Here is a 23,294-nt window from a genome sequence, read left to right on the forward strand (position 1 = left end):
GCCTGGACGACATGCCGGAACGCCTCTCGTCGCCACTGCTGGACGCCCTGGCCACCCGAGTCGTCGTCGCCGACGGGGCCATGGGCACGGCCTTGCAGGCCCACGACCTGAGCCTGGACGATTTCGCCGGGCTCGAGGGCTGCAACGAGATCCTCAACGTCACCCGTCCGGACGTCGTACGCGGGATCCACCGGGGCTACCTGGAGGCCGGGGCCGACGCGGTCGAGACCAACACCTTCGGGGCGAACTTCGCGAACCTGGCCGAATACGACATCGCGGACCGGATCTTCGAACTCGCCGAGGCCGGCGCCCGGCTGGCGCGTGAGACCGCCGACGAGTTCGGCGAGCGGTTCGTGCTCGGCTCGGTCGGCCCCGGCACGAAGCTGCCGACGCTGGGCCACGCGCCGTACGCGCAGCTGCGCGACGCCTACTTCGAAGAGGTGCGCGGGCTGCTCGCCGGCGGCGTGGACGCCGTGATCGTCGAGACCACGCAGGACATCCTGCAGACCAAGGCGTCGATCGTCGCCGCGCACCGGGCGATGGCGGCCGAAGGCCGGCGGGTCCCGGTCATCGCGTCGATCACCGTCGAGACCACCGGCACCATGCTGCTGGGAACCGAGGTGGCGGCGGCGCTGGCCGCGCTGGAGCCGCTGGGCATCGACCTCATCGGGCTGAACTGCGCGACCGGGCCCGCCGAGATGAGCGAGCACCTGCGGACGCTGTCGAAATCGGCCCGGATACCGCTGTCGGTCATGCCCAACGCGGGCCTGCCGGAACTGGGCCCCGACGGCGCGGTGTACCCGCTGGGCCCGGAGGCGCTGGCCGAAGCGCTGTCGGGATTCGTGCGCGAGTTCGGTGTCGGGCTCGTCGGCGGCTGCTGCGGCACGACCGGCGAACACATCCGCCGGCTGGCCGACGCGGTGCGCGAACTCGAGCGCGCGGAACGCAGGCCGCGCCCGGAACCCGGGATTTCCTCGCTGTACCAAGCAGTTCCGTTCGAGCAGGACGCGTCGGTGCTGATGATCGGCGAGCGGACCAACGCCAACGGGTCCAAGAAGTTCCGTGACGCGATGCTGGCAGGCCGCTACGAGGACTGCGTGGAGATCGCCCGCGAGCAGACCCGGGACGGTGCGCACCTGCTCGACCTGTGCGTGGACTACGTGGGCCGCGACGGCGCGGCCGACATGGGCGAGCTGGCCGGCAGGCTGGCCACCGCCTCGACCCTGCCGATCATGCTGGACTCCACCGAACCCGCGGTGATCCAGGCGGGGCTGGAACGGCTCGGCGGTCGCTGCACCATCAACTCGGTCAACTACGAGGACGGCGCAGGCCCCGATTCGCGGTTCCAGAAGGTGATGCGCCTGGCGCGTGAGCACGGCGCCGCGGTCGTCGCGCTGTGCATCGACGAGGAGGGCCAGGCACGTACCGCCGAGTGGAAGGTCCGCGTCGCCACCCGGCTGATCGAGGATCTGACCACGAACTGGGGCATGCGGGTCTCCGACATCATCGTGGACTGCCTGACCTTCCCGGTCTCCACCGGTCAGGAAGAGGTCCGCCGCGACGCACTGGAGACGATCGAGGCGATCCGCGAGCTGAAGCGCCGCTACCCCGAGGTGCAGACGACGCTGGGCGTGTCGAACGTGTCCTTCGGGCTCAACGCCGCCGCCCGCCAGGTGCTCAACTCCGTGTTCCTGCACGAATGCGTGCAGGCCGGCCTGTCCACGGCGATCGTGCACGCCTCGAAGATCCTGCCGATGGCGCGCATCCCGGAGGAACAGCGCGAGGTGGCGCTGGACCTGGTGTACGACCGTCGCCGCGAGGGCTACGACCCGCTGCAGAAGCTGATGGAGCTGTTCGAAGGCGTCTCGGCGGCGTCGTCACGGGAGTCGCGCGCCCAGGAGCTGGCCGCGCTGCCGCTGTTCGACCGGCTCGAGCGGCGGATCGTGGACGGCGAGCGAGCCGGGCTGGAGGCCGACCTCGACGAAGCGATGGGGGAGAAGCCGCCGCTGGCGATCATCAACGAGACGCTGCTGTCCGGGATGAAAACGGTCGGCGAGCTGTTCGGCTCCGGGCAGATGCAGCTGCCGTTCGTGCTGCAGTCGGCCGAGGTGATGAAGACGGCGGTGGCCTATCTCGAACCGCATATGGAAAAGGATGACTCCGGGGGCAAGGGCCGGATCGTGCTCGCGACCGTCAAGGGCGACGTGCACGACATCGGCAAGAACCTGGTGGACATCATCCTGTCCAACAACGGCTACGAGGTGGTCAACCTCGGCATCAAGCAGCCGATCACCACGATCCTGGAGGCCGCCGACGAGCAGCGGGCCGACGCGATCGGCATGTCGGGGCTGCTGGTCAAGTCCACGGTGATCATGAAGGACAACCTGGAGGAGATGAACTCCCGCGGTGTCGCGGAGCGCTGGCCGGTGCTACTCGGCGGCGCGGCGCTGACCCGCTCGTATGTCGAGAACGACCTGACCGGGATCTACCACGGTGACGTGCACTACGCCCGCGACGCCTTCGAAGGGCTGCGGCTGATGGACACGATCATGGCCGTGCGGCGCGGGGAAGCCCCGGCCGTGGACCCGGAAGCCGAAGCGAAGCGTGCCGAACGCAAGGCCCGCCGCGAACGCTCCCTGCGGATCGCCGAGGCCCGGAAAGCCAAGCAGGAGCCGGAAGTGATCCCCGCCCGCTCGGACGTGGCGACCGACGTGCCGCTGCCGACGCCACCGTTCTGGGGCAGCCGTGTGGTCAAGGGCGTCGCGGTGGCGGACTACTCCGGTTACCTCGACGAGCGGGCCACGTTCCTCGGCCAGTGGGGGCTGCGCGGCGCGAAGGGCGGGCAGGGCCCGTCGTATGAGGAACTGGTGGAAACCGAAGGCAGGCCCCGGCTGCGCTACTGGCTGGAAAAGCTCGCCACGGACGGAATCCTGGCCCACGCCGCGCTCGTCTACGGCTACTTCCCGGCGGTCGCCGAAGGCGACGACCTGGTGGTGCTGACCGAGCCGAGGCCGGACGCGCCCGAGCGCTGCCGGTTCACCTTCCCCCGGCAGAAACGCGACCGGCACCTGTGCCTCGCCGACTTCTACCGGCCACGCGAATCCGGTGAGGTCGACGTGCTGCCGCTGACCCTGGTCACCATGGGCCAGCCCATCGCCGAGTACGCCAACGAGCTGTTCACCGCCAACGCCTACCGCGACTACCTGGAGGTGCACGGGCTCGGCGTGCAGCTCACCGAGGCGCTGGCGGAGTACTGGCACCGGCGCATCCGGCAGGAACTGCACTTCAGCTCCGGCGCGGCCGTCGCCGACGAGGACCCGGCCGCCATCGAGGAGTACTTCAAGCTCGGCTACCGCGGCGCGCGGTTTTCCCTCGGCTACGGCGCCTGCCCGAACCTGGAGGACCGCGCCAAGATCATCGAACTGCTCGAACCGGAGCGCATCGGCGTCAAGCTCTCGGAGGAGTTCCAGCTGCACCCGGAGCAGTCCACCGACGCCATCGTCTGCCACCACCCCGAGGCGAAATACTTCAACACCTAGGAGGTTTTCGACGTGGCGGAGCCGCTTGCCGTGGGCCGTCAGCTGGCACCGCCGGGCAAGCCATTTCACGACGATCTTCAGGAGGATCACTTGACTCGACCGTCCACTGAGGACGGCCCGGCCGCTGTGCTGTGGGACATGGACGGCACGCTGGTCGACTCGGAGAAGCTCTGGGACGTCGCGCTGTACGAGGCGGCGGACTGGCTCGGCGGCACGCTCAGCGAGGAGCAGCGCCTCACCCTCGTTGGTTCCAACATGGACGCCACCGCCCGCTACCTGCTCGAAGTCACCGGGCACGACACGACACCGGAGCGGGTCGCGGACACCGGCTCGTGGATCCGGGACCGCACGGCCGATCTGTTCGGCGACGCGCTGCCGTGGCGGCCCGGTGCCCGCGAAGCGCTGGCCGCCGTCCGGGCCGGCGGGCTGGCGTCCGCGCTCGTCACGTCCACCGAACGGTCGCTGACCGAGCTCGCGCTGAACACGATCGGCCGGGAGTTCTTCGACGTGACCGTGTGCGGGGACGAGGTGGACGGACGCAACAAGCCGGACCCCGAGCCGTACCTGCGCGCGGCCCGGCTGCTCGGCGCCGACCCGGCCCGCTGCCTGGCGGTGGAGGACTCGAAACCGGGCACCGAGTCCGCTGTCGCGGCCGGCTGCCTGGTGCTGGTGGTGCCCAACGACGTGCCCGTCGAGGCCGGTGCGCGGCGGGTGTTCCGCGGTTCACTGGTCGGCCTCGACGCGCCCGCGTTGCATGCCCTGTTCGTGACGGGGCGCTGAAAATCGCGCGCCCGGACACAATTGCGGGATTAATCGAGGAATTCCGCCGGGATGTCGGCGTGTTTCCGGCCGACCAGTGCCACGTAGTAAAGCGGTTCGCCGTTGACATTCCGGCGATGCTGATATCGGATCGAGCTCAGCAATTCCAGCACGCCCTCGTCGCGCAGCCGCCGGATGAACGTCGCGAAGCCGGAGGTGTCGTCATCGGAAAGAAAACGGTCCCGGATGTTGAACGCGATCCAGCCGCGGTCGGAGATCAGGTTGAAGGCGGCGCTGAACGCGGCCGGCGGGATGTCGGCGAAACCGAGCGCCGCCACGCAGCACAGCGTGTTGAACCGCGCGGCGCGCAGGTCCGCGTCCAGTTCCGGTGGCAGCGCCGTCATGTCGGCCACGTGGTAGGCGTCGTAGACGTCGGGCCGGTCACGCAGCGCGGCCTCACGCGCCTCCGGGATGATGTCCACGGCGACGAGATGCGCTGGGCCGAGCCGGCGCAGCTGCTCTCCGACCAGCCCGTTGCCCGCGCCCAGATCCAGTACCCGCAGGCTGTCCGGCTCGTAACCGCCCCGCTGCAGTTCCTCCTTGAGCACCTTGCCGATCACGTCCGGTGACTGGCAGTCGAGAATGTCGTGGAACAGTTGCTCGTAGAGCCCGGGAATGCGGTAAATGCGCGCGTAGTCGTGAAAACGGATGTCCTGCCACGATCCGTTCACCAGAACGGAGCAATGTTCGGCGTCCTGGTCGAGCCGGTCGGAACGCTGGGGAAGCCTGATCTCCAGCGAGGTTTCGGGGAGTTTTCCGGCGGGAAAATCGTGGCTGGCCATCTCACTTCTTTCCATTCTCGTCGGTTTCGTGCGTGGCAATTCCAGGCAAGTGGAGTTCGGCCCCGGTGTCAACCTTTGACCGGGTGGATGGAAGGATCTACAGACCGTGAAGACCTTCGATGAGCTGTTCGCCGAGCTGACCGAGCGCGCGCGGACCCGCCCCGCCGGGTCGGGCACCGTGACCGCATTGGACGGCGGGGTGCACGCGCAGGGCAAGAAGGTGCTCGAGGAGGCCGGCGAGGTGTGGATCGCCGCCGAGCACGAATCGGACGACCGGCTGGCCGAGGAGATCTCACAGCTGTTGTACCGGGTCCAGGTGCTGATGCTCGGTCGCGGGCTCAGCACCGAGGACGTCTACCGTTATCTCTAGGGAGTTGAAGGGCATGCTGCGGGTTGCGGTGCCGAACAAGGGCGCGCTGGCGGAGCCGGCGTCGGAGATGCTCGGCGAGGCGGGCTACCGCCGCCGACATGACCGCGACCTGACCGTGCTCGACCAGGCCAACGAGGTCGAGTTCTTCTTCCTGCGCCCCAAGGACATCCCGATCTACGTCGGCAACGGCGAGCTCGACCTCGGCATCACCGGCCGGGACCTGGCGATCGACTCCGGGGCCGAGGTGGAGGAGACGCTGGCGCTCGGTTTCGGCGCGTCCACCTTCCGCTACGCCGGGCCCGCCGGCCAGGACTGGAAGCCGGCCGATCTCGCGGGCAGGCGCGTGGCCACGTCGTTCCCCAACCTGGTGCGCGAGGATCTGCGCAAGCACGGGGTGGAGGCGCAGGTCATCCGGCTCGACGGCGCGGTGGAGATTTCGGTGCAGCTCGGCGTCGCCGACGCGGTGGCCGACGTGGTGGAGACCGGGCGATCCCTGCGCCAGCACAACCTGGTCGCGTTCGGGGACCCGATCTGCGTGTCGGAGGCGGTGCTCGTGCAGCGCAGCGGCGCCCCGGCGGGGAAGCGGAAGTCCCAGCTCACCGCGCGGTTGCAGGGGGTGGTGTTCGCGCAGCAGTACATGATGCTCGACTACGACTGCCCGCGCGAACTGCTCGACCGCGCGATGGCGATCACCCCTGGGCTGGAGTCGCCGACGGTGGCTCCGCTGGCCGACCCGGACTGGGTCGCCGTGCGCGCGATGGTGCCGCGCAAGGAGGTCAACCGGATCATGGACGAGCTGGCCGACGCCGGCACCAAGGCGATCCTGGCCTCCGACATCAGGTCCTGCCGGCTCTGAGGGGCCCGGGCTCTGCCCGTGCGGGGTGCAAACGCACGGGCAGAGCCTTGGGTGATCGGGCAGAGGCGCTGGGTGGTCGGGCAGGGCCTTGGGTGGCCGAACTAGCTCTGCGGCTTCTTCGGCAGGAGGTCGTAGAGCTTCTTGCGGGCGCCGTTGTCGTTGGTGCTGCGGGTTTTCGAGACTTCCTTGATGAAGTCCTCGAACACGAACTCGTCCGCGATCGGCACCGGGGAGGGGTTCGGGCTGCGGACGAAGTGGTCGTCGAGCACTTCCGCGATCTGCCGGAACGCCACCGCCTGCGTGGTCTCCGGGGCGAACGTCGTCACCGGCATACCGTGCGCGGCCGCCTCGTTCATCACCACGCCCAGGGGTACGTGCGAGAGCAGCGGGTATCCGAACCCTGCCAGCTCGTTCAGCGCCGCGGCCGCGTAAGTGGACATCGGCCGCCGGTAGAGGCCGGGCACCACGCCGAAGTACGGGATCGGTTCCCGGTTCACCGCCTGCTGCACGTAGACGATCTGGTCGTTGAGCAGGCGCAGCGCGCGGATGCTCGTGCGATCGGGCTGCACCGGCACCAGGATCCCGTGCGTGGCGGCCAGCGCGTTGTTGGTCAGCACGTCCAGCGCCGGCGGGCAGTCGATCAGCACATGGTCGTAGTTGGCGAACTGGATGACCCTGGCCAGTTGCCAGCCCGGCACCCGGAACGCGTCCAGCCTGCGGATGAGGTCGAACATCCCCGGCGAGGTGGGAATGACGTCGAACGCCCCGCCCGGCCCGATGTTGCTGCGCGGATGCGGGACGATCAGGTCCTCGATCGGGCCCTTCCACACCTTGGTGAGGGCCTTGGCGAGGCTCGGCGCCTGTGGCGCCGCCTCGGGCAGGCCCAGCATCTCCGTCGTGGCGTGGCCCTGCGGGTCCAGGTCGATGAGCAGCACCCGGCGCCCGCGTTCGGCGAGCGCCGCAGCGGCGCCCACGGTCAGCGCCGTCTTGCCGACGCCGCCTTTCTGGTTGACCACCGAGGTGATCTGCACGCGAGAGCTCCCAGGTTCGTCGTTGCCGGCCACGTTAATCGATCTCGGGCCCCAGGCGGGGGATGCGGGCCGCGTGTCAGCGGGTCCGGACCATCAGCGCCTGTGCTCCGGACGCGACCGGCCCGCCGAGGTCGCGCAGCGTGGACTCCGCCGCGCCCACGCCTCGCGGGCCGATCGTGGTGACGGCGTCGAGCCCGATCCACTCGCCTGCCGGGGCGCGGTGCAGGTGCACGGTCAGCTCGCTGTTGATGAACCACCAGCCGGCGGCGTCCAGCACGTTCGACACGCCGTTGCCCGAATCGGCCACCGCGAACAGCCGCTGCAGCGGAGTCGGCTCCTCGCCCTCGACCAGCGGGACCCGCTGCCGTGCCCAGACCGCGGCCGGGCCCGGTTCGACGACGCTGCCCGCCACCGTGCGCCATTCCATCGCGTCGAGGTAGCCGCCGTGCCAGTCCGCCGGCCAGTCCGCGAGCGGGCAGTGCTCCGGCGGCGGCCAGTTGTCCGGTTCGATGGTGGTGGCCGCCTCACTGGTGTCACTGCCGACGACCCGCCAGGCGGACGCGCGTGCCACGGTGCGCTCGCCCGAGGCCAGCTCGGCGCTGAGCAGTTCCAGCGACCGGCCGGGACGCTCGACCCGCGCGCGCACGGACAGCTCTGTCAGCGGGGCCGGGCCGAGGATCTCCACGGTGACCCGCGCCAGCTCGCCCTCCCAAGCGCGTGGCAATTCCTCCAGCGCACGCACGAGCAGCGAAGACGGCGGCCCGAAATGCTGGGCGTCGGGCGTCCACGGGCCCGCGGTGTGCGCGGTCGGCAGGAACCGGCCCTCGCCACGGGGCAGGTAGAAAGCGTTCTCAGCCATGTCAGTCCGCCCGGTCCAGCGGGCTCTCCTCCCCGGGGTCGGGTTCGGGCCAGCCGGGATACTCCGGTGGCGTGCCGCCGAACGACGGGCACAGCGCCTGATGCGCGCACCAGTCGCACAGCCGGCTCGGGCTCGGCCGGAAGTCACCGGTCTTGCCCGCCTTGAGGATCGCCTGCCAGATCGCCTCCAGCGTGCGCTCGAACCGGCGCAGCTCCGGCTCGTCCGGGGTGTAGGCCAGCGACTGCCCGTCGGTCAGGTACATCAGCTTCAGCTGCCGCGGCACGACCCCGCGCAGCCGCCACAGCACCACCGCGTAGAACTTCATCTGGAACATCGCCTTGGCCTCGCCGATCTCGCGCGGCGCGGCACCCGTCTTGTAGTCGACCACCCGGATCTCGCCGGTCGGCGCCACATCCAGCCGGTCGACGTAACCGCGCAGCCGGACCCCGGAGTCCAGCTCTATCTCCACGTGCAGCTCACAGGCCTCGGGCTGCAGGCGCGTCGGGTCTTCCAGCGCGAAGTAGCTGTCGAGCAGTTTTTCGGCGCTGCCAAGCCAATCGGTGACCTGGGCCGGGTCCTCGCCGTCGAACAGCTCCGTCCATTCCGGACGGTCCCCCGACAGCTGAGACCATGCCGGTTCGAGCAGCTCCTTGGCCCGGGCAGGGAGCCGGTCGCGCTGGGGGAGCGCGAACAACCGCTCCAGCACCGAATGCACGAGGGTGCCGCGCAGCTGGGCCTTGGTCGGGGCTTCGGGGAGCCTGTCCACCGCGCGGAAGCGGTAGAGCAGCGGGCACTGCTTGAAATCGCTCGCCCGGGACGGGGACAGCGCCGGCCGGCGCACGGGACGCTCACCGGCCGGCTCGACGGGGGAGCCGGCGGCGGGCGCTTCGGTGGCGGTCTGTGCCATGGCAGCCACCCTAGGGCAGCGCACCGACAGTTCCGGGCCAGGCACGCGGGAGACGACCACCACGCGTGAGCGAGCTTGCGAGTGAACCATTCAACGCCGCGCCGACCGACGTCATGACGCGGCCGCGGCTTGCCGCGTCCGCCGCGTGAGCGCGTCCGTCACGGAGCCCCCACACCCCGCGTTCTACCCTTTGAGGATGTCCGCGACCAGTCAGCACCAGCCAAGGCGGTTTTTCACCGCCGCCGACGGCGGCCTGCTGCTGTTCCGGCTCCAGGACGTGCCGGTGCTGCTCGCACCCTCGTGGTGGATCGGCTCGCTGGTGGTCATCGTGCTGTACGAACCACTGGTCGGCAGGCTGCTGCCGGACGCGGGGGCCGCCACGTCGTGGACGCTGTCGGCGGCGTTCGCGATCCTGCTCGGCATGTCGGTGCTCGCGCACGAGCTCGGCCACTGCGTCGTCGCGCTCCGGCTCGGCATCCCGGTGCGCAGGCTGCGCCTGTTCCTGCTCGGTGGACTGTCCGAAGTGGCCAGAACCCCGCGCGAACCCCGGCAGGAGGGCCTGGTCGCGGCCGCGGGGCCGATCGTGTCCGTGCTGCTGGCCGCGTTCTGCGCGCTGCTGATGCTCGCCGTGCCGGGCGGTGGCGCGGTGTGGCTGCTGGTCGCCGAATGCGCCGTGGCCAATCTCGCGGTCGGCGTGTTCAACCTGCTGCCCGGGCTCCCGCTGGACGGCGGCCGGATGCTGCGCGCCGGTGTGTGGGCGCTGACCGGGACCAGGGCCAAGGGCACCAGGGCCGCGGTGTTCGGCGGTGGCATCGTCGCCGCCGGGCTGCTGCTGTGGGCGATCTTCGGGATGGTCGCCGGCAGCGAGGACCGGTGGCTGCGGCTGGGTGTCTGCGTGGTCACGGCGTGGTTCGTCGCGATGGGCGCGGGCGGTGAGCTGGCAGCGGAGACCAACCGCAGCTGGCCCGAAGGCCTGGAGATCGCGGACATCGTGCGCCCGGTGTTGCAGCTGCCCGCGGAGAGCCCGGTGTCGGACGCGCTGGCCGCGTCCGCGGGCCGGGGTGTCGTGCTGGTGCGCGCCGACGGCGTGGCGGCCGGGCTGCTCGATGAGACCGAGGCGCAGCGGCTGGCGGGAACATCGCCGCAAGCCCCGGCCGAACTCGCGGCCGAGCCGATCCGCGCAGAGACGGTCCTGTTGTCTTCGGAGTCCGGCGAGGACGTCGCCGAACGGGTCCGGGAGACCGCTGCCTGGCAGTTCCTCGTGGTGGACGAGGAAGGCAGGCCCGCCGGCGTGCTGCGCCGCGAGGATCTGCGCGCCGCGCTCGCCCGCCGTCCCCACTGAACCCCTCCAGGCACGATCTGACAGGATCGGACGCTGCGTTCGTCACGACGATGGAGGTTCAGTGTCGGCTAGCGGGCCGTTCAGTCCCGGCGACAGGGTGCAGTTGACCGACCCCAAGGGGCGGCACTACACGCTTGTGCTCGCGGAGGGGGAGGAGTACCACACCCATCGCGGCGCGCTGCGGCACGACGAGCTGATCGGGAAGCCGGAAGGCTCGGTGATCACCTCCGGCGGTGGCACCTCGTACCTGGCCCTGCGGCCGCTGCTGGCGGACTACGTGCTGTCCATGCCGCGCGGCGCGCAGGTGATCTACCCCAAGGACGCGGCGCAGATCGTGATGTGGGGCGACATCTTCCCCGGCGCGCGGGTGCTGGAGGCCGGCGCCGGATCCGGCGCGCTGACCTGTTCGCTGCTGCGGGCTGTCGGCCCCGGGGGCAGCGTGACCTCCTACGAGGTGCGCGACGACCACGCCGTGCACGCGGTGAAGAACGTGGAGAAGTTCTTCGGCGAGCGCCCGGGGAACTGGGAGCTGAAGGTGGCCGACCTCGCCACGCACACCGGCGAGGTGGACCGGGTGGTGCTGGACATGCTGGCGCCGTGGGACGTGCTGGACACGGTCTACGAGAACCTGGTGCCCGGCGGGGTGCTGGTGATCTACGTGGCCACCGTGACGCAGCTGTCGAAGGTGACGGAGGCGTTGCGGGAACAGAAATGCTGGACCGAGCCCGAGGCATGGGAAAGCCTGGTGCGGCCCTGGCACGTAGTGGGCCTGGCCGTGCGCCCCGAGCACCGGATGATCGCGCACACCGCGTTCCTGCTCACCACCCGTCGCCTCGCCGACGGCGTCACCCCGCCCCGGCCCCAGCGCCGCCCCACCCGCGGATAGCGCTTTCACGGCACACGGCCCCGGCACCGCCGTGGCGGGGCCGGGGCCGTTCGTGCGCTGTGGGTCAGCTCGTCTTGTCGCCCGCGTAGCACCAGACGCCGCCCTCGTACTTGAGGCCGATCTCGAAGTCCTTCGTGCCACCGGGACCCTTCGCCGTCGCCGGAACCAGCGCGGTCTCGTCGTCGACCTTCTCCGCCGAACCGGTGATCGTCACCGTGATGCCCGAGGGGATGTTCGGCGCGGTCTGGCCCGTGCTCAGGCACACGGTGTCCTGCAGCGCCTGCTGGTCCGCCGCGACATACGCGTCGGCCACCGCCTGCGCGGTCGCCTCCGGGGTGTCCTTGCCGCCCGCCGCGGGAGTGCCGGAGCTGGAGCTCTTCGTGCTCGACGGGCTGCTCGACTTCTTGCTGCTGCTGGGCGCCGGCTTGCTGCTGCTGGCCGGCGGCGGGGCGGCGTTGTTGTTGTCGTCCTTGCCGGTGAGCAGGATCAGCGCGGTCACGCCGCCGCCGACCAGGATGACCACGGCCACGATGATGCCGATGATCAGCCCGGTGCGCTTCTTCGGCGGCTCACCGCCGGGGCCGCCGGGGAAGCCGGGATACCCGCCGCCGGGCTGGCCGAACTGCTGCGTCGGGCCACCGGGGTAGCCCGGCTGCGGCTGCGGGCCGCTCGGCGGGTACGGGCCGCCGGGCTGCTGGCCGTACGGACCCGGCTGGCCCGGCTGGCCGCCCTGGCCACCGGGACCGTACGGCCCCGGCTGTCCGGAACCGCCCTGGCCGCCCGGCCCCCACTGGCCGGGCTGCCCCGGCTGCTGCGGCGGATAAGTCATCGGTCGGTACCCCCTCGTGCCTGCTGCTTGCCGTGCTCGTCAGTCATCGATGCACCACTTCGAGTCTTGCTGTTTCAGCGGGATGTCGCTGGTCTTGGTCTCACCGCTCTGCGTCACGGTCACCGGGACCTTCGCCGTGCTGCCGGTCACCGTCGCGTCGCCGGAGACCGTGGCGTGCAGATCCGTTGCCTTCTGCCATTCCTGGGCCAGCTGGTCCACGTCGGACTGCTTCGGCGCGGTGCACACCAGTGCCGCGTACGCCTTCGCGTCCCGCTTGTTCAGCGCGTCCACGGCCGCCTGCGCGGTGCCCTTGGGCGAGCTCGTGTCGTCGCCTCCGGTCAGCACCAGCAACGCCGTGACGCCACCGGCGACGATCACCACCACGGCGACCACGATCCCGATGATCAGCCCGGTCTTCTTGCGCGGCGGGCCCGCCGGGGCGCCGCCGGGGAAGGACTGGAACGCGCCGGGGGGCTGGCCCCACGGATCCTGCCGAACCTGCTGGTGCGGCTCGGCGAACGCGTTGAACGGCTGCTGGGGCGCGCCGGGGTGGCCGGGCTGCGGCTGCGGGCCGCTCGGCGGGAAACCGCCTGCCTGCGGGCCGTAGGGGCCGGGTTGCGCGGGCTGGCCGTACGGCCCCGGCTGTGGGAACTGACCGGCCGGCGGCTGAGTCATGAGCGGGTGCCCCTTCGTCGTGTCGGAGTGAACGCGGAGCCTTCGACGCGCCGGACGGCCATCCGGTTCACTGTGAGGCTGAATTCAAACCCGGCCAAGTTCTCGTTACGCCAGGATCGTAGCGTCGCCGTTACCGAGGTGATCAGCGGTACACCGGGTGGAGTAGCGGGATGCCCGCGTCCGCCTCGCGCCGGGCGGCGGGAAGCGCTCCCCCGATCCGGCTCCGGACCCGGGATCCCTTTGGTTTGAACGGCTTTGGGCCAGGGAATTCATATATGAAGGTCCTGTAAAGCCTTGATTGGGTGGCCGTGACATGCGTGAATCGATCACAACCCCGTCGGCCGCAGAGGGTCGCCCAGGCTCTACGCAGAGTAGTTTCCCCGCCCCCCGACCGGGCACCTTGACGGGCTCTTGTGCTTCCGGATCGTTCGTGCATTTCGTGCGACGCGCCGATCCTGTGATGCGGATAGGGCTTTTCATGTCGGTGATCGCCGGTACCGTGGATGAAAAGCACTCCGAGGAGGTGCCGACATGCAACACGACCTTCCCGGAGGTCGGCATGAAGAAGCCGACCCTTCAGAGACGACTGGAGCTGGAACGACGCCGGACGAACAGGCGCGGCAGCTGCGTTTCCTCGAGGAGGAAGTAGCGCTGCTGCGGAGGAAGCTGACAGATTCGCCACGCCAGAACCGCGTGCTGGAACAACGGCTCGCCGAAGCATCGGAACGAGTCGCCCAGCTCACCGAGCGCAACAGCAAGCTGGTCGAAACCCTGCGCGAGGCCCGCGGGCAGCTGCTCGCCCTTCGCGAAGAGGTCGACCGGCTCGCCCAGCCGCCGAGCGGGTACGGCGTGTTCGTCGCGGCGTATGAGGACAACACCGTCGACGTGTTCACGGCCGGGCGCAAGATGCGGGTTTCCGTGTCGCCGGCGGTGGAGATCGAAGGGCTGCAGCGCGGACAGGCGCTGCGGCTGAACGAAGCGCTGACCGTCGTGGAGGGTGGCGACTTCGAGCGCACCGGCGAGGTGTGCGCGCTCCGCGAGGTGCTCGCCCCCGAGACCGAGAGCGGCAGCTCCCGGGCGCTGGTCGTCGGGCACGCCGACGAGGAACGAGTGGTGTGGCTGTCCGACCCGCTGGCGGCCGAGCCGCTCAAGCCGGGCGACTCACTGCTGGTCGACTCGAAGGCGGGCTACGCCTACGAACGGGTCCCCAAGGCCGAGGTCGAGGACCTCGTGCTGGAAGAGGTCCCGGATGTGCGCTACGAGGACATCGGTGGCCTGTTCCGGCAGATCGAGCAGATCCGCGACGCGGTGGAGCTGCCCTTCCTGCATGCCGACCTCTACCGCGAGTACGAGCTGCGCCCGCCCAAGGGTGTGCTGCTCTACGGTCCTCCCGGTTGCGGTAAGACCCTGATCGCCAAGGCGGTGGCCAACTCGCTGGCCAAGAAGGTCGCCGAGGCCAGGGGTGACGGCGGCGCCGCCGAGGCGAAGTCGTACTTCCTCAACATCAAGGGCCCGGAGCTGCTGAACAAGTTCGTCGGCGAGACCGAGCGCAGCATCCGCCTGATCTTCCAGCGGGCGCGGGAAAAGGCCTCCGGCGGCACCCCGGTGATCGTCTTCTTCGACGAGATGGAGTCGATCTTCCGCACCCGCGGCAGCGGGGTGTCCTCCGACGTGGAGACCACGATCGTGCCGCAGCTGCTGGCGGAGATCGACGGTGTGGAGGGGCTGGAGAACGTCATCGTCATCGGCGCCTCCAACCGTGAGGACATGATCGACCCGGCGATCCTGCGGCCGGGCCGGCTGGACGTCAAGATCAAGATCGAGCGGCCGGACGCCGAGGGTGCGAAGGACATCTTCTCCAAGTACCTCACCGACGGGCTGCCGATCCACGCCGACGACCTCGCCGAGTTCGGCGGGGACACCAAGGCCACGATCGACGCGATGATCCAGCACACCGTCGAGCGGATGTACGAGGAGACCGACGAGAACCGGTTCCTCGAGGTCACCTACGCCAACGGGGACAAGGAGATCCTCTACTTCCGTGACTTCAACTCGGGCGCGATGATCCAGAACATCGTGGACCGGGCGAAGAAGTCGGCGATCAAGTCGGTGCTGGAGACCAAGCAGCCCGGCCTGCGCGTGCAGCACCTGCTGGACGCGATCGTCGACGAGTTCGCGGAGAACGAGGACCTGCCCAACACCACCAACCCGGACGACTGGGCCCGGATCTCCGGCAAGAAGGGCGAGCGGATCGTCTATATCCGCACGCTCGTCACCGGCAAGAACCAGGACTCCGGCCGGGTGATCGACACGGCCACCAACACCGGCCAGTACCTGTAACGACCGATGCGCGGCGGGGCCGTCCCTTCGGGGCGGCCCCGCCGTCGTGTCGTGATCGCCCGCCGGGTGTATAACGGCCTATACTTGGCCGCGTGAGCGAACCCGAGCCTGCCCACCCGCGTGCCCCGGTCACCGCGGCGGATGTGTTGTCCTGGCTGGAAGATACGGCCGAGGCCGTCCGCTACGGACAGCTGAGCGCGGACGACCTGATCACGGTGCTCGGCGAGTTGCGGCGTGCCTCCGCGGCCTGTGCCGACGCTTCCGACTGGGCGCTGCTCGCGGCCAGGGAGCAGGGCGCCAGCCTGCGGCAGATCGCTCCGGTGTTCGGCAAGGGCTACGTCCGCGCGCCCGCGGCCCGGCTGGAGAAGCTGCATCGCCAGGCGCTCAACTCCCAGCAGTGGCTGGAGATTCTCCGACAACGGGCCGACGGGGTATAACACCTTGCAAAGGGTGGCATAAACGCCGTGTATGCCTCGCGCAGAGAAGGGACAAGGTCCTGCGAATCGGACTCGGCCTGGCCGCGGTGGGCCGGCCCGCCTACATCAACCTGGGCAGGGTGTCGGAACTGCCGCCGGAACGCACCGTCGACGCCATGCGGCGCACCACCTACGCGGTACTGGACGCGGCCTACCGGGCCGGGATCCGCTGGATCGACGTGGCGCGCTCGTACGGGCGCGCCGAGGAGTTCCTGGCGGACTGGCTGGAAAAACGAGGCCACGGCGACCTGACCGTCTCCAGCAAATGGGGCTACACCTACGTCGGCGCCTGGCGGCTGGACGCGGCCATGCACGAGGTCAAGGAGCATTCGGCGAGCAGCTTTTCCCGGCAGTGGTCGGAAAGCCGCGCACTGCTGGGCCAGTCGATCAACCTCTACCAGGTGCACTCGCTGACCCTGGACAGCCCGCTGTTCACCGACGACCCCTTGCTGAGAGCGCTCTCCGCGCTGACCGACGACGGGGTCCGCGTCGGGTTCTCCACGTCCGGGCCGCGCCAGGGCGAGGTGATCCGGCGGGCGTTCGACCTCCGGATCGCCGGGCGGCCGATCTTCACGGCCGTGCAGTCCACCTGGAATCTGCTCGAACCCTCCGCGGGCCGGGCGCTGGCCGAGGCGCACGCGGCCGGGAATCTGGTGCTGGTGAAGGAAACCCTGGCCAACGGACGGCTGGTGGTGAAGCCGCCGCCGGTGCTGGCGCGGATCGCCGCGCGGCACGGGACGGGGCCGGACGCGATCGCCATCGCCGCGGTACTCGCGCGCCCGTGGGCGGACACGGTGCTCGTGGGCCCGGCCAGCCCGGACCAGCTGGCCGCGAACCTGGCCGCCACCAAGGTGCAGCTGACCGAAGCCGAGCTGCGTTCGCTGGCCACGATGGCCGAACCGCCCGGCGAATACTGGGGCCGCCGGTCCTCTTTGCATTGGCGCTGAAGGCTTCGGATACTCTCGGCGCCCAGCCACCGGACAAGAAGGGGGTCGCCACGGTGCGTCACAAGCGGATGGCGATCCTGGCCGCCGTTGTGCTGACCGGGGTCACCGGCTGCGCCGACCGGCCGAACGACCTCGAGACGTACTACGAGAAGACGCCGGCCACCACGACCACGCCACCCGCTTCCGCCGCGCAGCCGTCGCCGGCGGGACAGGCGGCCGCCAGCAGCGCGCGCAGCGTGGTCGTCGACGACGTCGTCGCGGCGGTGCTGACGAAGCAGGATCTGGCGGGCGAAGGCGTGCACGCCGCGACGACCGAAGCGGAGAACGGGGCCTGCTTCGCGGCGGTGCCTTCGGGCGACCCGCGCGGCGCGAGTTGGCTCTACAGCAGCGGATCCTCGCTCAAGCAACAGGTCACCGGATACCTGGAGCAGTCGGCCACCGACGTGCTCGGGCAGGTGCAGTGCGCGGGGCAGAAGCTGACCGTGCCGCTGCCCGCGGGCGCGGAAGACGTCCGCGGCTGGTGCGAGGGCACGACGTGCACGGTGCTGCTCGCCTCCGGGCATGTGTTGTCGGGCCTGCAGGTCACGGCCAGCACGAGCACCCGGGCCGCGGACGCGGTGAAAAGCCTCGCGCCGCTGGCCGCGGGCAAGCTCCCGTCGGCTCAGCGGTAGCGGCGGAACCACTCCAGGACGCCCGCGCGGCCGTCCGGGATGAACGGGCTGGCCGGGTCCTTCGCCCAGGTTTCCAGTTCCGCCAACGACATCCAGCCGCCCGAGGTGATTTCCTCCGGCTGGAGCACCACCGGACCGTCCCAGTGCACCGAGAACGTGAAGGTGTGGCAGCGGTGCGGCGGCTGCACGAACACGTGCGTGAACAGCGATTCCAGTGGCACGCCGGAAATCCCGAGTTCTTCGGCCAGTTCGCGGTAAGCGCATTCCCGCGGGGTTTCCCCGGCCGAGACCACCCCGCCGGCCCAGCAGTCGTACAGCCCGGGGAACACGTCCTTGTCCGGTGAACGGCGGTGCACGTAAGCGCTTTCACCGTCCCTGGAGAGCACCAGCACCTGGCCGGCCGCGTGCCACAGCCCGCGGGCCCGCATGTCCTGCCTGGTCGCGCTGCCGACGACCGCACCGGCCTCGTCGTAGACGGCCACCAGCTCGTCGCCCATCGGGCCTCCCTCCCCGGAGCAGACTAGGGCGGCCGGGTGGTTTACCCGCTCGCAACCGGCGGGCCACTCACCCCGGCGAGCCGGTACCCGTAGGCTTGGTACATGCGGCGGATCATGGGAACCGAGGTCGAGTACGGCATCGCGGTGCCGGGAGACGCGACCGCGAACCCGGTGCTGACCTCGACACAGGTAGTGCTGGCCTACGCGGCCGCGGCCGATATCCCCCGGGCGCGCCGGGCACGCTGGGACTACGAGGTGGAGTCCCCGCTGCGCGACGCGCGGGGCTTCGACCTGGCCGGGCCGGGCGGCCCAGGCCACGACCCCGACGTCGAGGACCTCGGCGCGGCCAACGTCATCCTCACCAACGGGGCCCGGCTCTACGTCGACCACGCGCACCCCGAGTACTCCGCGCCGGAGGTCACCAACGCGCGGGACGCGGTGATCTGGGACAAGGCGGGGGAGCGGGTGATGGAGGAGGCCGCGATCAAGGCGGCCACCGTGCCCGGGCAGCCGCCCCTGCAGCTGTACAAGAACAACGTGGACGGCAAGGGCGCCAGCTACGGCACCCACGAGAACTACCTGATGTCCAGGTCCACGCCGTTCACCTCGGTCATCGGTGGGCTCACCCCGTTCTTCGCGTCCCGCCAGGTGATCACCGGCTCCGGCCGGGTCGGCGTCGGCCCGCAGGGCGAGGAGGCCGGCTTCCAGCTGTCCCAGCGCTCGGACTACATCGAGGTCGAGGTCGGCCTGGAGACCACCCTCAAGCGCGGCATCATCAACACCAGGGACGAGCCGCACGCCGACGCGGACAAGTACCGCAGGCTGCACGTGATCATCGGCGACGCGAACCTCGCCGAGTACTCCACGTACCTCAAGCTCGGCACCACCGCGCTGGTGCTCGACATGATCGAGGCAGGCCAGCGCTTCGACGACCTCAAACTGGACGAGCCGGTGCGCGCCGTGCACCAGATCAGCCACGACCCGACGCTCAAGACGAAGGTCGCGGTCGCGGGCGGCAAGAAGTACACCGGGCTGGACCTGCAGTTCGCCTATCACGAGCTGGCCGCCGCGCACCTGGAGCGTGAGGGTGCCGACGAGCAGTCCAAGGAGGTCCTGCGGGTCTGGGGCGAGATCCTCGACGCGCTGGCGCGGGACCCGCAGGAGTGCGCCGACCGGCTGGACTGGCCCGCCAAGCTGCGGTTGCTGGAGGGCTACCGCCAGCGTGACCAGCTCAACTGGGGCGCGCCCCGGCTGCACCTGGTCGACCTGCAGTACTCGGACGTGCGGCTGGGCAAGGGGCTCTACAACCGCCTGGTCACCCGTGGCTCGATGAAGCGGCTGGTCACCGAGGAGGAGGTGCAGGCGGCGATCACCAACCCGCCGCTGGACACCCGCGCCTACTTCCGTGGCCGCACGCTGGAGAAGTACGCGACGTCGATCGCGGCCGCTTCGTGGGATTCGGTGATCTTCGACGTCGGCCGGGAATCGCTGGTGCGCATTCCCACCCTCGAACCCCTGCGGGGCACGAAAGCCCACGTGGGAAAGCTGCTGGACGAATCGGCGACGGCCGTGGAGCTGGTCGAGGCGCTGACCGCGTCCGACTAGCCGTGGCCGTCGGGTTACCCCGATTGTCGGTGGCACTGGGTAGGCTGGAACCAACAGCTCACCGGGAGGCGAGATGGCTCAGGAAAAGATCGAAAAGCACGGTGGCGGCGACTCGGACGCGGAAGTCGATGCCGCCCCGGCCGGCCAGGAACGCCGGGAGAAGCTCGGCGAGGACGTCGACACGATCCTCGACGAGATCGACGACGTCCTGGAGGAGAACGCCGAGGACTTCGTGCGTGCCTACGTCCAAAAGGGCGGCGAGTGACGGCCCGGCGCCGGCGTCACCAAGTCGGATTGGCACAGTAGTCCGCATCTCCGGTTCGCAAGCCCACTGACTCGAGTTGATGGGAATCAAGAGCACGTATGGAACAGACCTCGGGTTCTTCGCTGCCCGCCGCGTTCTTCTCGACCACGACGTCGTCGTTCGCCGAGTTCCTCCGGATGCAGGCGCCTGACCTGCTTCCGGGCAACCGGCAGGCGTCGACCGCGGCCGCGCGGGAGCTGGACACGCCGCACGGCACGACGATCGTGGCGATCACCTTCGCCGGCGGCGTGCTCATCGCGGCCGACCGGCGGGCCACCTCAGGCAACCTGATCGCCTCGCGGGACATGGAAAAGCTCCTGGTCGCCGACGAGTACTCGGCGGTCGGCATCGCCGGGGCCGCGGGGATCGGCGTGGAACTGGTCCGGCTCTACGCGGTCGAACTGGCCCACTACGAGAAGATCGAGGGCGTCCCGCTGTCGTTGGACGGCAAGACGAACAAGCTGGCCACGATGGTCAAGGGCAACCTCGAGATGGCGATGGCGGGGCTGGCGGCGCTCCCGCTCTTCGTCGGCTACGACCCCGAGGCCGAGGATCCCAAGCGCGCGGGCCGGATCGTCTCCTACGACGTCGCGGGCGGGCGGTACGAGGAGCGGTCCGGCTTCCACTCCATCGGTTCCGGCTCGGTGTTCGCCAAGGGCGCGCTGAAGAAGCTCTACGACCCGGACGCCGACGAGGAGGCCGCCGTCCGCACGGCCGTGGAAGCGCTCTACGACGCGGCCGACGACGACAGCGCCACCGGTGGCCCGGACCTGGTCCGCCGGATCTTCCCCACCGCGATCACCATCACCGCCGAGCACGGCGCCCGCGAGCTGACCACCGAGCAGACCGCTGCGGTGGCCGAGGCCGTGGTCAACGGCCGCGCCGAGCGGGCCGCACAGGGCCGCAGCTGAACCCCCACCGTCCCCCGAGCACTTTGGAGCACACGCCGTGACGATGCCGCTGTACGCCTCTCCCGAGCAGTTGATGCGCGAGCGTTCGGAGCTCGCTCGCAAGGGCATCGCGCGCGGGCGCAGCGTGGTCGGCCTGAAGTACGCGAACGGCATCCTGTTCGTCGCCGAGAACCCGTCCACCACGCTGCGCAAGTTCTCCGAGATCTACGACCGGATCGGCTTCGCCGGTGTCGGCCGGTACAGCGAGTACGAGAACCTGCGGGTGGCCGGGATCCGGCACGCCGACCTCAAGGGCTACCAGTACGACCGCCGCGACGTGGCCGCGCGTGCGCTGGCCAACGCCTACGCGGCCACCCTGGGCAGCATCTTCACCGAGCAGCTCAAGCCGTACGAGGTGGAGATCTGCGTGGCCGAGGTGGGCGCCACCCCGGCCGAGGACCAGCTGTTCCGGCTCACCTACGACGGTTCGATCTTCGACGAGCCGCAGTTCGTGGTCATGGGCGGGCAGACCGAGCCGGTGGTCAACAAGCTCAAGGAGAGTTACGAAGAGGGCGCGGGCCTGGAGCAGGCGTTGCGCCTGGCTGTCGAGGCGCTGCGCCCGGCAACGACGGGCAATGGCGACAGCGGGCCGGCGAAGCTCGAGGTCGCGGTGCTCGACCGGGAGCGCCCGCGCCGCACGTTCCGCCGTATCAACGGCGCGGCGCTGGAGGCTTTGCTGCCCGCCGAGCCCGAACCGGCACCCGAAGACGAGAAGCCCGCCGAGGGCGAGGGCGACTCCGACGGCAGTTGAGCCGGAGCTCGTCACAGGGGCCGCCGTCCACCGCGTGTGGGCGGCGGTTTCGTTCGTGGTGACCGGAAACGCCCGGCCCGCGACAGGCGCCGCCGGCGGCCGAACGCGCAGGTGAACCGGCCCGGAAACGCCCGGCGATCAAGTTCGCGGCGTGTCGACGCCCGAACGGCCCACCTCTGGCGGGCCGAAAGCGCCTAGCATTGAGAGATGCAGCGGCGGATTTTTGGCATCGAGACCGAGTTCGGGGTCACGTGCACCTTCCACGGGCAGCGCCGGCTTTCGCCGGACGAGGTGGCCCGGTACCTGTTCCGGCGGGTCGTGTCCTGGGGACGCTCGTCGAACGTGTTCCTGTCCAACGGTTCCCGGCTCTACCTCGACGTGGGCTCGCACCCGGAGTACGCGACGGCCGAGTGCGACGACCTGGTGCAGCTGGTCACGCACGACAAGGCGGGGGAGCGGATCCTCGAAGACCTGCTGGTGGACGCCGAGCGGCGGCTCGCCGACGAGGGCATCGGCGGGGACATCTTCCTGTTCAAGAACAACACCGACTCCGCGGGTAACTCCTACGGCTGCCACGAGAACTATCTCGTCACCCGTGCGGGGGAGTTCTCCCGGATCGCGGACGTGCTGCTGCCGTTCCTCGTCACCCGCCAGCTGATCTGTGGCGCGGGCAAGGTCCTGCAGACGCCGCGGGGTGCGGTCTACTGCCTTTCCCAGCGGGCGGAACACATCTGGGAAGGTGTGTCGAGCGCCACAACCCGGTCGCGGCCGATCATCAACACCCGCGACGAGCCGCACGCCGACGCCGAGCGCTACCGGCGCCTGCACGTCATCGTCGGCGACTCGAACATGGCCGAGCCCACGACGCTGCTGAAGGTCGGCACCGCGAACCTGGTGCTGGAGATGATCGAGCAGGGGGTGCAGTTCCGGGACTTCACCCTGGACAACCCGATCCGCGCGATCCGGGAGATCAGCCACGACCTCTCCGGCCGCCGTCCCGTGCGGCTGGCCGGCGGGCGTGAGGCCTCGGCGCTGGACATCCAGCGTGAGTACTACGGCCGCGCCGTGCAGCACGTGAAGGCGAACGACTCGGGCCCCACCGCGCAGCGCGTGATCGAACTGTGGGGCCGCGCGCTGGACGCGGTCGAGGAGCAGGACTTCAGCAAGATCGACACCGAGATCGACTGGGCGATCAAGCACCGGCTGGTGGAGCGGTACCGGGCCAAGCACGGGCTGGATCTGTCCAGCCCCCGGGTGGCCCAGCTCGACCTCGCCTATCACGACATCCGGCGGGGTCGCGGCATCTTCGACCTGCTGCAGCGCAAGGGCCTCGTCCGCCGCATCACCGACGACGGCGAGATCGAGCTGGCGAAGGACACCCCGCCACAGACCACCAGGGCGAAGCTGCGCGGTGACTTCATCGCGGCGGCGCAGGCCGCGGGGCGCGACTTCACGGTCGACTGGGTGCACCTGAAGCTGAACGACCAGGCGCAGCGCACCGTGCTGTGCAAGGACCCGTTCCGCAGTGTCGACGAGCGCGTCGAGAAGCTCATCGCGTCTATGTGACTACGTCACGTCTGGGACGATTGTCGGTATGCCGAGCCCGAGCCCTGCGCGCGCCACTGCCCGCCGCCGCCGGTCAGGGATTAGTTTCGAGGACATGGCGGCCAGGCGTGCGGAACGACTCGTCAACCTCGTGATCTGCCTGCTGTCCACCCGCCAGTTCCTCACCGCCGAGCGCATCCGCAGCGCCGTCCCGGGCTACGAGTCGGCGGACGGGTCCAAGGCCACCGACGAGGCGTTCAAGCGGATGTTCGAGCGGGACAAGGCCGAGCTGCGCGACCTCGGCATCCCGCTG

22 protein-coding genes and 1 pseudogene are annotated in these 23,294 nt (G+C 70.0%); 16 read left to right on the forward strand and 7 right to left on the reverse strand.

The window, feature by feature from the left end:
• Positions 1-11 precede the first annotated feature (11 nt).
• Together metH and VHD82_RS15545 are read left to right on the forward strand one after the other, a co-directional pair.
• Complete coding sequence (metH, locus tag VHD82_RS15540; RefSeq protein WP_325703265.1) at positions 12-3,539, forward strand: methionine synthase; 3,528 nt, start codon at positions 12-14, stop codon at positions 3,537-3,539.
• A gap of 90 nt (positions 3,540-3,629) precedes the next feature.
• Positions 3,630-4,319: an HAD family phosphatase gene (locus tag VHD82_RS15545; RefSeq protein WP_325703269.1), complete on the forward strand. Its 690-nt coding sequence runs from the start codon at positions 3,630-3,632 to the stop codon at positions 4,317-4,319.
• Between the two features lie 29 nt (positions 4,320-4,348).
• Here VHD82_RS15545 and VHD82_RS15550 read toward each other — a convergent pair whose 3' ends face one another.
• Positions 4,349-5,155, reverse strand: a complete 807-nt coding sequence (locus tag VHD82_RS15550) for a class I SAM-dependent DNA methyltransferase (RefSeq protein ID WP_414637519.1) — start codon at positions 5,153-5,155, stop codon at positions 4,349-4,351.
• Between the two features lie 91 nt (positions 5,156-5,246).
• Here VHD82_RS15550 and VHD82_RS15555 point away from each other — a divergent pair, with 91 nt between their 5' ends.
• Together VHD82_RS15555 and hisG are read left to right on the forward strand one after the other, a co-directional pair.
• Complete coding sequence (locus VHD82_RS15555) at positions 5,247-5,510, forward strand: phosphoribosyl-ATP diphosphatase (RefSeq protein WP_325703272.1); 264 nt, start codon at positions 5,247-5,249, stop codon at positions 5,508-5,510.
• Between the two features lie 13 nt (positions 5,511-5,523).
• Positions 5,524-6,366 (forward strand): ATP phosphoribosyltransferase, encoded by an 843-nt coding sequence (hisG, locus tag VHD82_RS15560; protein WP_325703275.1) that lies wholly within the window; start codon positions 5,524-5,526, stop codon positions 6,364-6,366.
• A 101-nt stretch (positions 6,367-6,467) separates the two neighbouring features.
• Here hisG and VHD82_RS15565 read toward each other — a convergent pair whose 3' ends face one another.
• The 3 genes from VHD82_RS15565 to VHD82_RS15575 all read right to left on the reverse strand — a co-directional run bounded on the left by VHD82_RS15565 (position 6,468) and on the right by VHD82_RS15575 (position 9,163).
• A complete protein-coding gene (locus tag VHD82_RS15565) occupies positions 6,468-7,397 on the reverse strand; it encodes a ParA family protein (RefSeq protein ID WP_325703278.1) in 930 nt (309 codons plus the stop codon).
• Between the two features lie 76 nt (positions 7,398-7,473).
• Positions 7,474-8,256, reverse strand: coding sequence for a thioesterase family protein (locus tag VHD82_RS15570; RefSeq protein WP_325703280.1), 783 nt, complete (start codon positions 8,254-8,256; stop codon positions 7,474-7,476).
• A 1-nt stretch (position 8,257) separates the two neighbouring features.
• Positions 8,258-9,163: a RecB family exonuclease gene (locus VHD82_RS15575; protein ID WP_325703282.1), complete on the reverse strand. Its 906-nt coding sequence runs from the start codon at positions 9,161-9,163 to the stop codon at positions 8,258-8,260.
• A 196-nt stretch (positions 9,164-9,359) separates the two neighbouring features.
• On the opposite strand from VHD82_RS15575, the gene VHD82_RS15580 reads away from it, so the two are divergent.
• Both VHD82_RS15580 and VHD82_RS15585 read left to right on the forward strand, forming a co-directional pair.
• Positions 9,360-10,505 (forward strand): site-2 protease family protein, encoded by a 1,146-nt coding sequence (locus tag VHD82_RS15580; protein ID WP_325703285.1) that lies wholly within the window; start codon positions 9,360-9,362, stop codon positions 10,503-10,505.
• Between the two features lie 61 nt (positions 10,506-10,566).
• Positions 10,567-11,391, forward strand: coding sequence for a tRNA (adenine-N1)-methyltransferase (locus VHD82_RS15585; RefSeq protein ID WP_325703288.1), 825 nt, complete (start codon positions 10,567-10,569; stop codon positions 11,389-11,391).
• Between the two features lie 64 nt (positions 11,392-11,455).
• Here the strand turns inward: VHD82_RS15585 and VHD82_RS15590 are convergent, their stop codons facing one another.
• Together VHD82_RS15590 and VHD82_RS15595 are read right to left on the reverse strand one after the other, a co-directional pair.
• Complete coding sequence (locus VHD82_RS15590; RefSeq protein ID WP_325703291.1) at positions 11,456-12,220, reverse strand: hypothetical protein; 765 nt, start codon at positions 12,218-12,220, stop codon at positions 11,456-11,458.
• Between the two features lie 39 nt (positions 12,221-12,259).
• Positions 12,260-12,895 carry a hypothetical protein gene (locus VHD82_RS15595; protein WP_325703294.1) on the reverse strand — a complete coding sequence of 212 codons (636 nt, stop codon included), beginning with the start codon at positions 12,893-12,895 and terminating at the stop codon, positions 12,260-12,262.
• Positions 12,896-13,426: 531 nt separating this feature from the next.
• Here VHD82_RS15595 and arc point away from each other — a divergent pair.
• The 4 genes from arc to VHD82_RS15615 all read left to right on the forward strand — a co-directional run bounded on the left by arc (position 13,427) and on the right by VHD82_RS15615 (position 17,329).
• The gene (gene arc, locus VHD82_RS15600) at positions 13,427-15,235 is read left to right on the forward strand and encodes a proteasome ATPase (RefSeq protein WP_325703297.1); all 1,809 of its coding nucleotides are present in this window, start codon (positions 13,427-13,429) and stop codon (positions 15,233-15,235) included.
• A 92-nt stretch (positions 15,236-15,327) separates the two neighbouring features.
• Positions 15,328-15,672, forward strand: coding sequence for a hypothetical protein (locus tag VHD82_RS15605; RefSeq protein WP_325703300.1), 345 nt, complete (start codon positions 15,328-15,330; stop codon positions 15,670-15,672).
• A gap of 155 nt (positions 15,673-15,827) precedes the next feature.
• Positions 15,828-16,658, forward strand: coding sequence for an aldo/keto reductase (locus VHD82_RS15610; protein ID WP_325703364.1), 831 nt, complete (start codon positions 15,828-15,830; stop codon positions 16,656-16,658).
• Positions 16,659-16,711: 53 nt separating this feature from the next.
• A complete protein-coding gene (locus tag VHD82_RS15615; protein ID WP_325703303.1) occupies positions 16,712-17,329 on the forward strand; it encodes a hypothetical protein in 618 nt (205 codons plus the stop codon).
• On the opposite strand, the gene VHD82_RS15620 is transcribed toward VHD82_RS15615, so the two are convergent.
• Positions 17,320-17,826: an NUDIX hydrolase gene (locus VHD82_RS15620; RefSeq protein ID WP_325703306.1), complete on the reverse strand. Its 507-nt coding sequence runs from the start codon at positions 17,824-17,826 to the stop codon at positions 17,320-17,322. The two genes, VHD82_RS15615 and VHD82_RS15620, sit on opposite strands and share 10 nt — an antisense overlap.
• Before the next feature lie 102 nt (positions 17,827-17,928).
• Between VHD82_RS15620 and dop the strand changes: the two genes are divergently transcribed.
• From dop to VHD82_RS15650, 6 genes and pseudogenes are all read left to right on the forward strand, one after another.
• Positions 17,929-19,431, forward strand: a complete 1,503-nt coding sequence (gene dop, locus VHD82_RS15625) for a depupylase/deamidase Dop (RefSeq protein ID WP_325703309.1) — start codon at positions 17,929-17,931, stop codon at positions 19,429-19,431.
• A 73-nt stretch (positions 19,432-19,504) separates the two neighbouring features.
• Entirely contained in the window at positions 19,505-19,696 is a 192-nt protein-coding gene (locus VHD82_RS15630; protein ID WP_325703312.1) for a ubiquitin-like protein Pup, read from the forward strand.
• 98 nt (positions 19,697-19,794) lie between these two features.
• Positions 19,795-20,646 carry a proteasome subunit beta gene (prcB, locus tag VHD82_RS15635; protein ID WP_325703315.1) on the forward strand — a complete coding sequence of 284 codons (852 nt, stop codon included), beginning with the start codon at positions 19,795-19,797 and terminating at the stop codon, positions 20,644-20,646.
• Positions 20,647-20,683: 37 nt separating this feature from the next.
• Positions 20,684-21,436 carry a proteasome subunit alpha gene (gene prcA / locus VHD82_RS15640; RefSeq protein ID WP_325703318.1) on the forward strand — a complete coding sequence of 251 codons (753 nt, stop codon included), beginning with the start codon at positions 20,684-20,686 and terminating at the stop codon, positions 21,434-21,436.
• 207 nt (positions 21,437-21,643) lie between these two features.
• Entirely contained in the window at positions 21,644-23,002 is a 1,359-nt protein-coding gene (gene pafA, locus VHD82_RS15645; protein WP_325703321.1) for a Pup--protein ligase, read from the forward strand.
• A 94-nt stretch (positions 23,003-23,096) separates the two neighbouring features.
• Positions 23,097-23,294, forward strand: a pseudogene (locus VHD82_RS15650) (WYL domain-containing protein); the annotation flags it as partial.

The sequence above is a fragment of the Amycolatopsis sp. genome (assembly GCF_035546795.1).
Lineage (GTDB): Bacteria > Actinomycetota > Actinomycetes > Mycobacteriales > Pseudonocardiaceae > Amycolatopsis_E.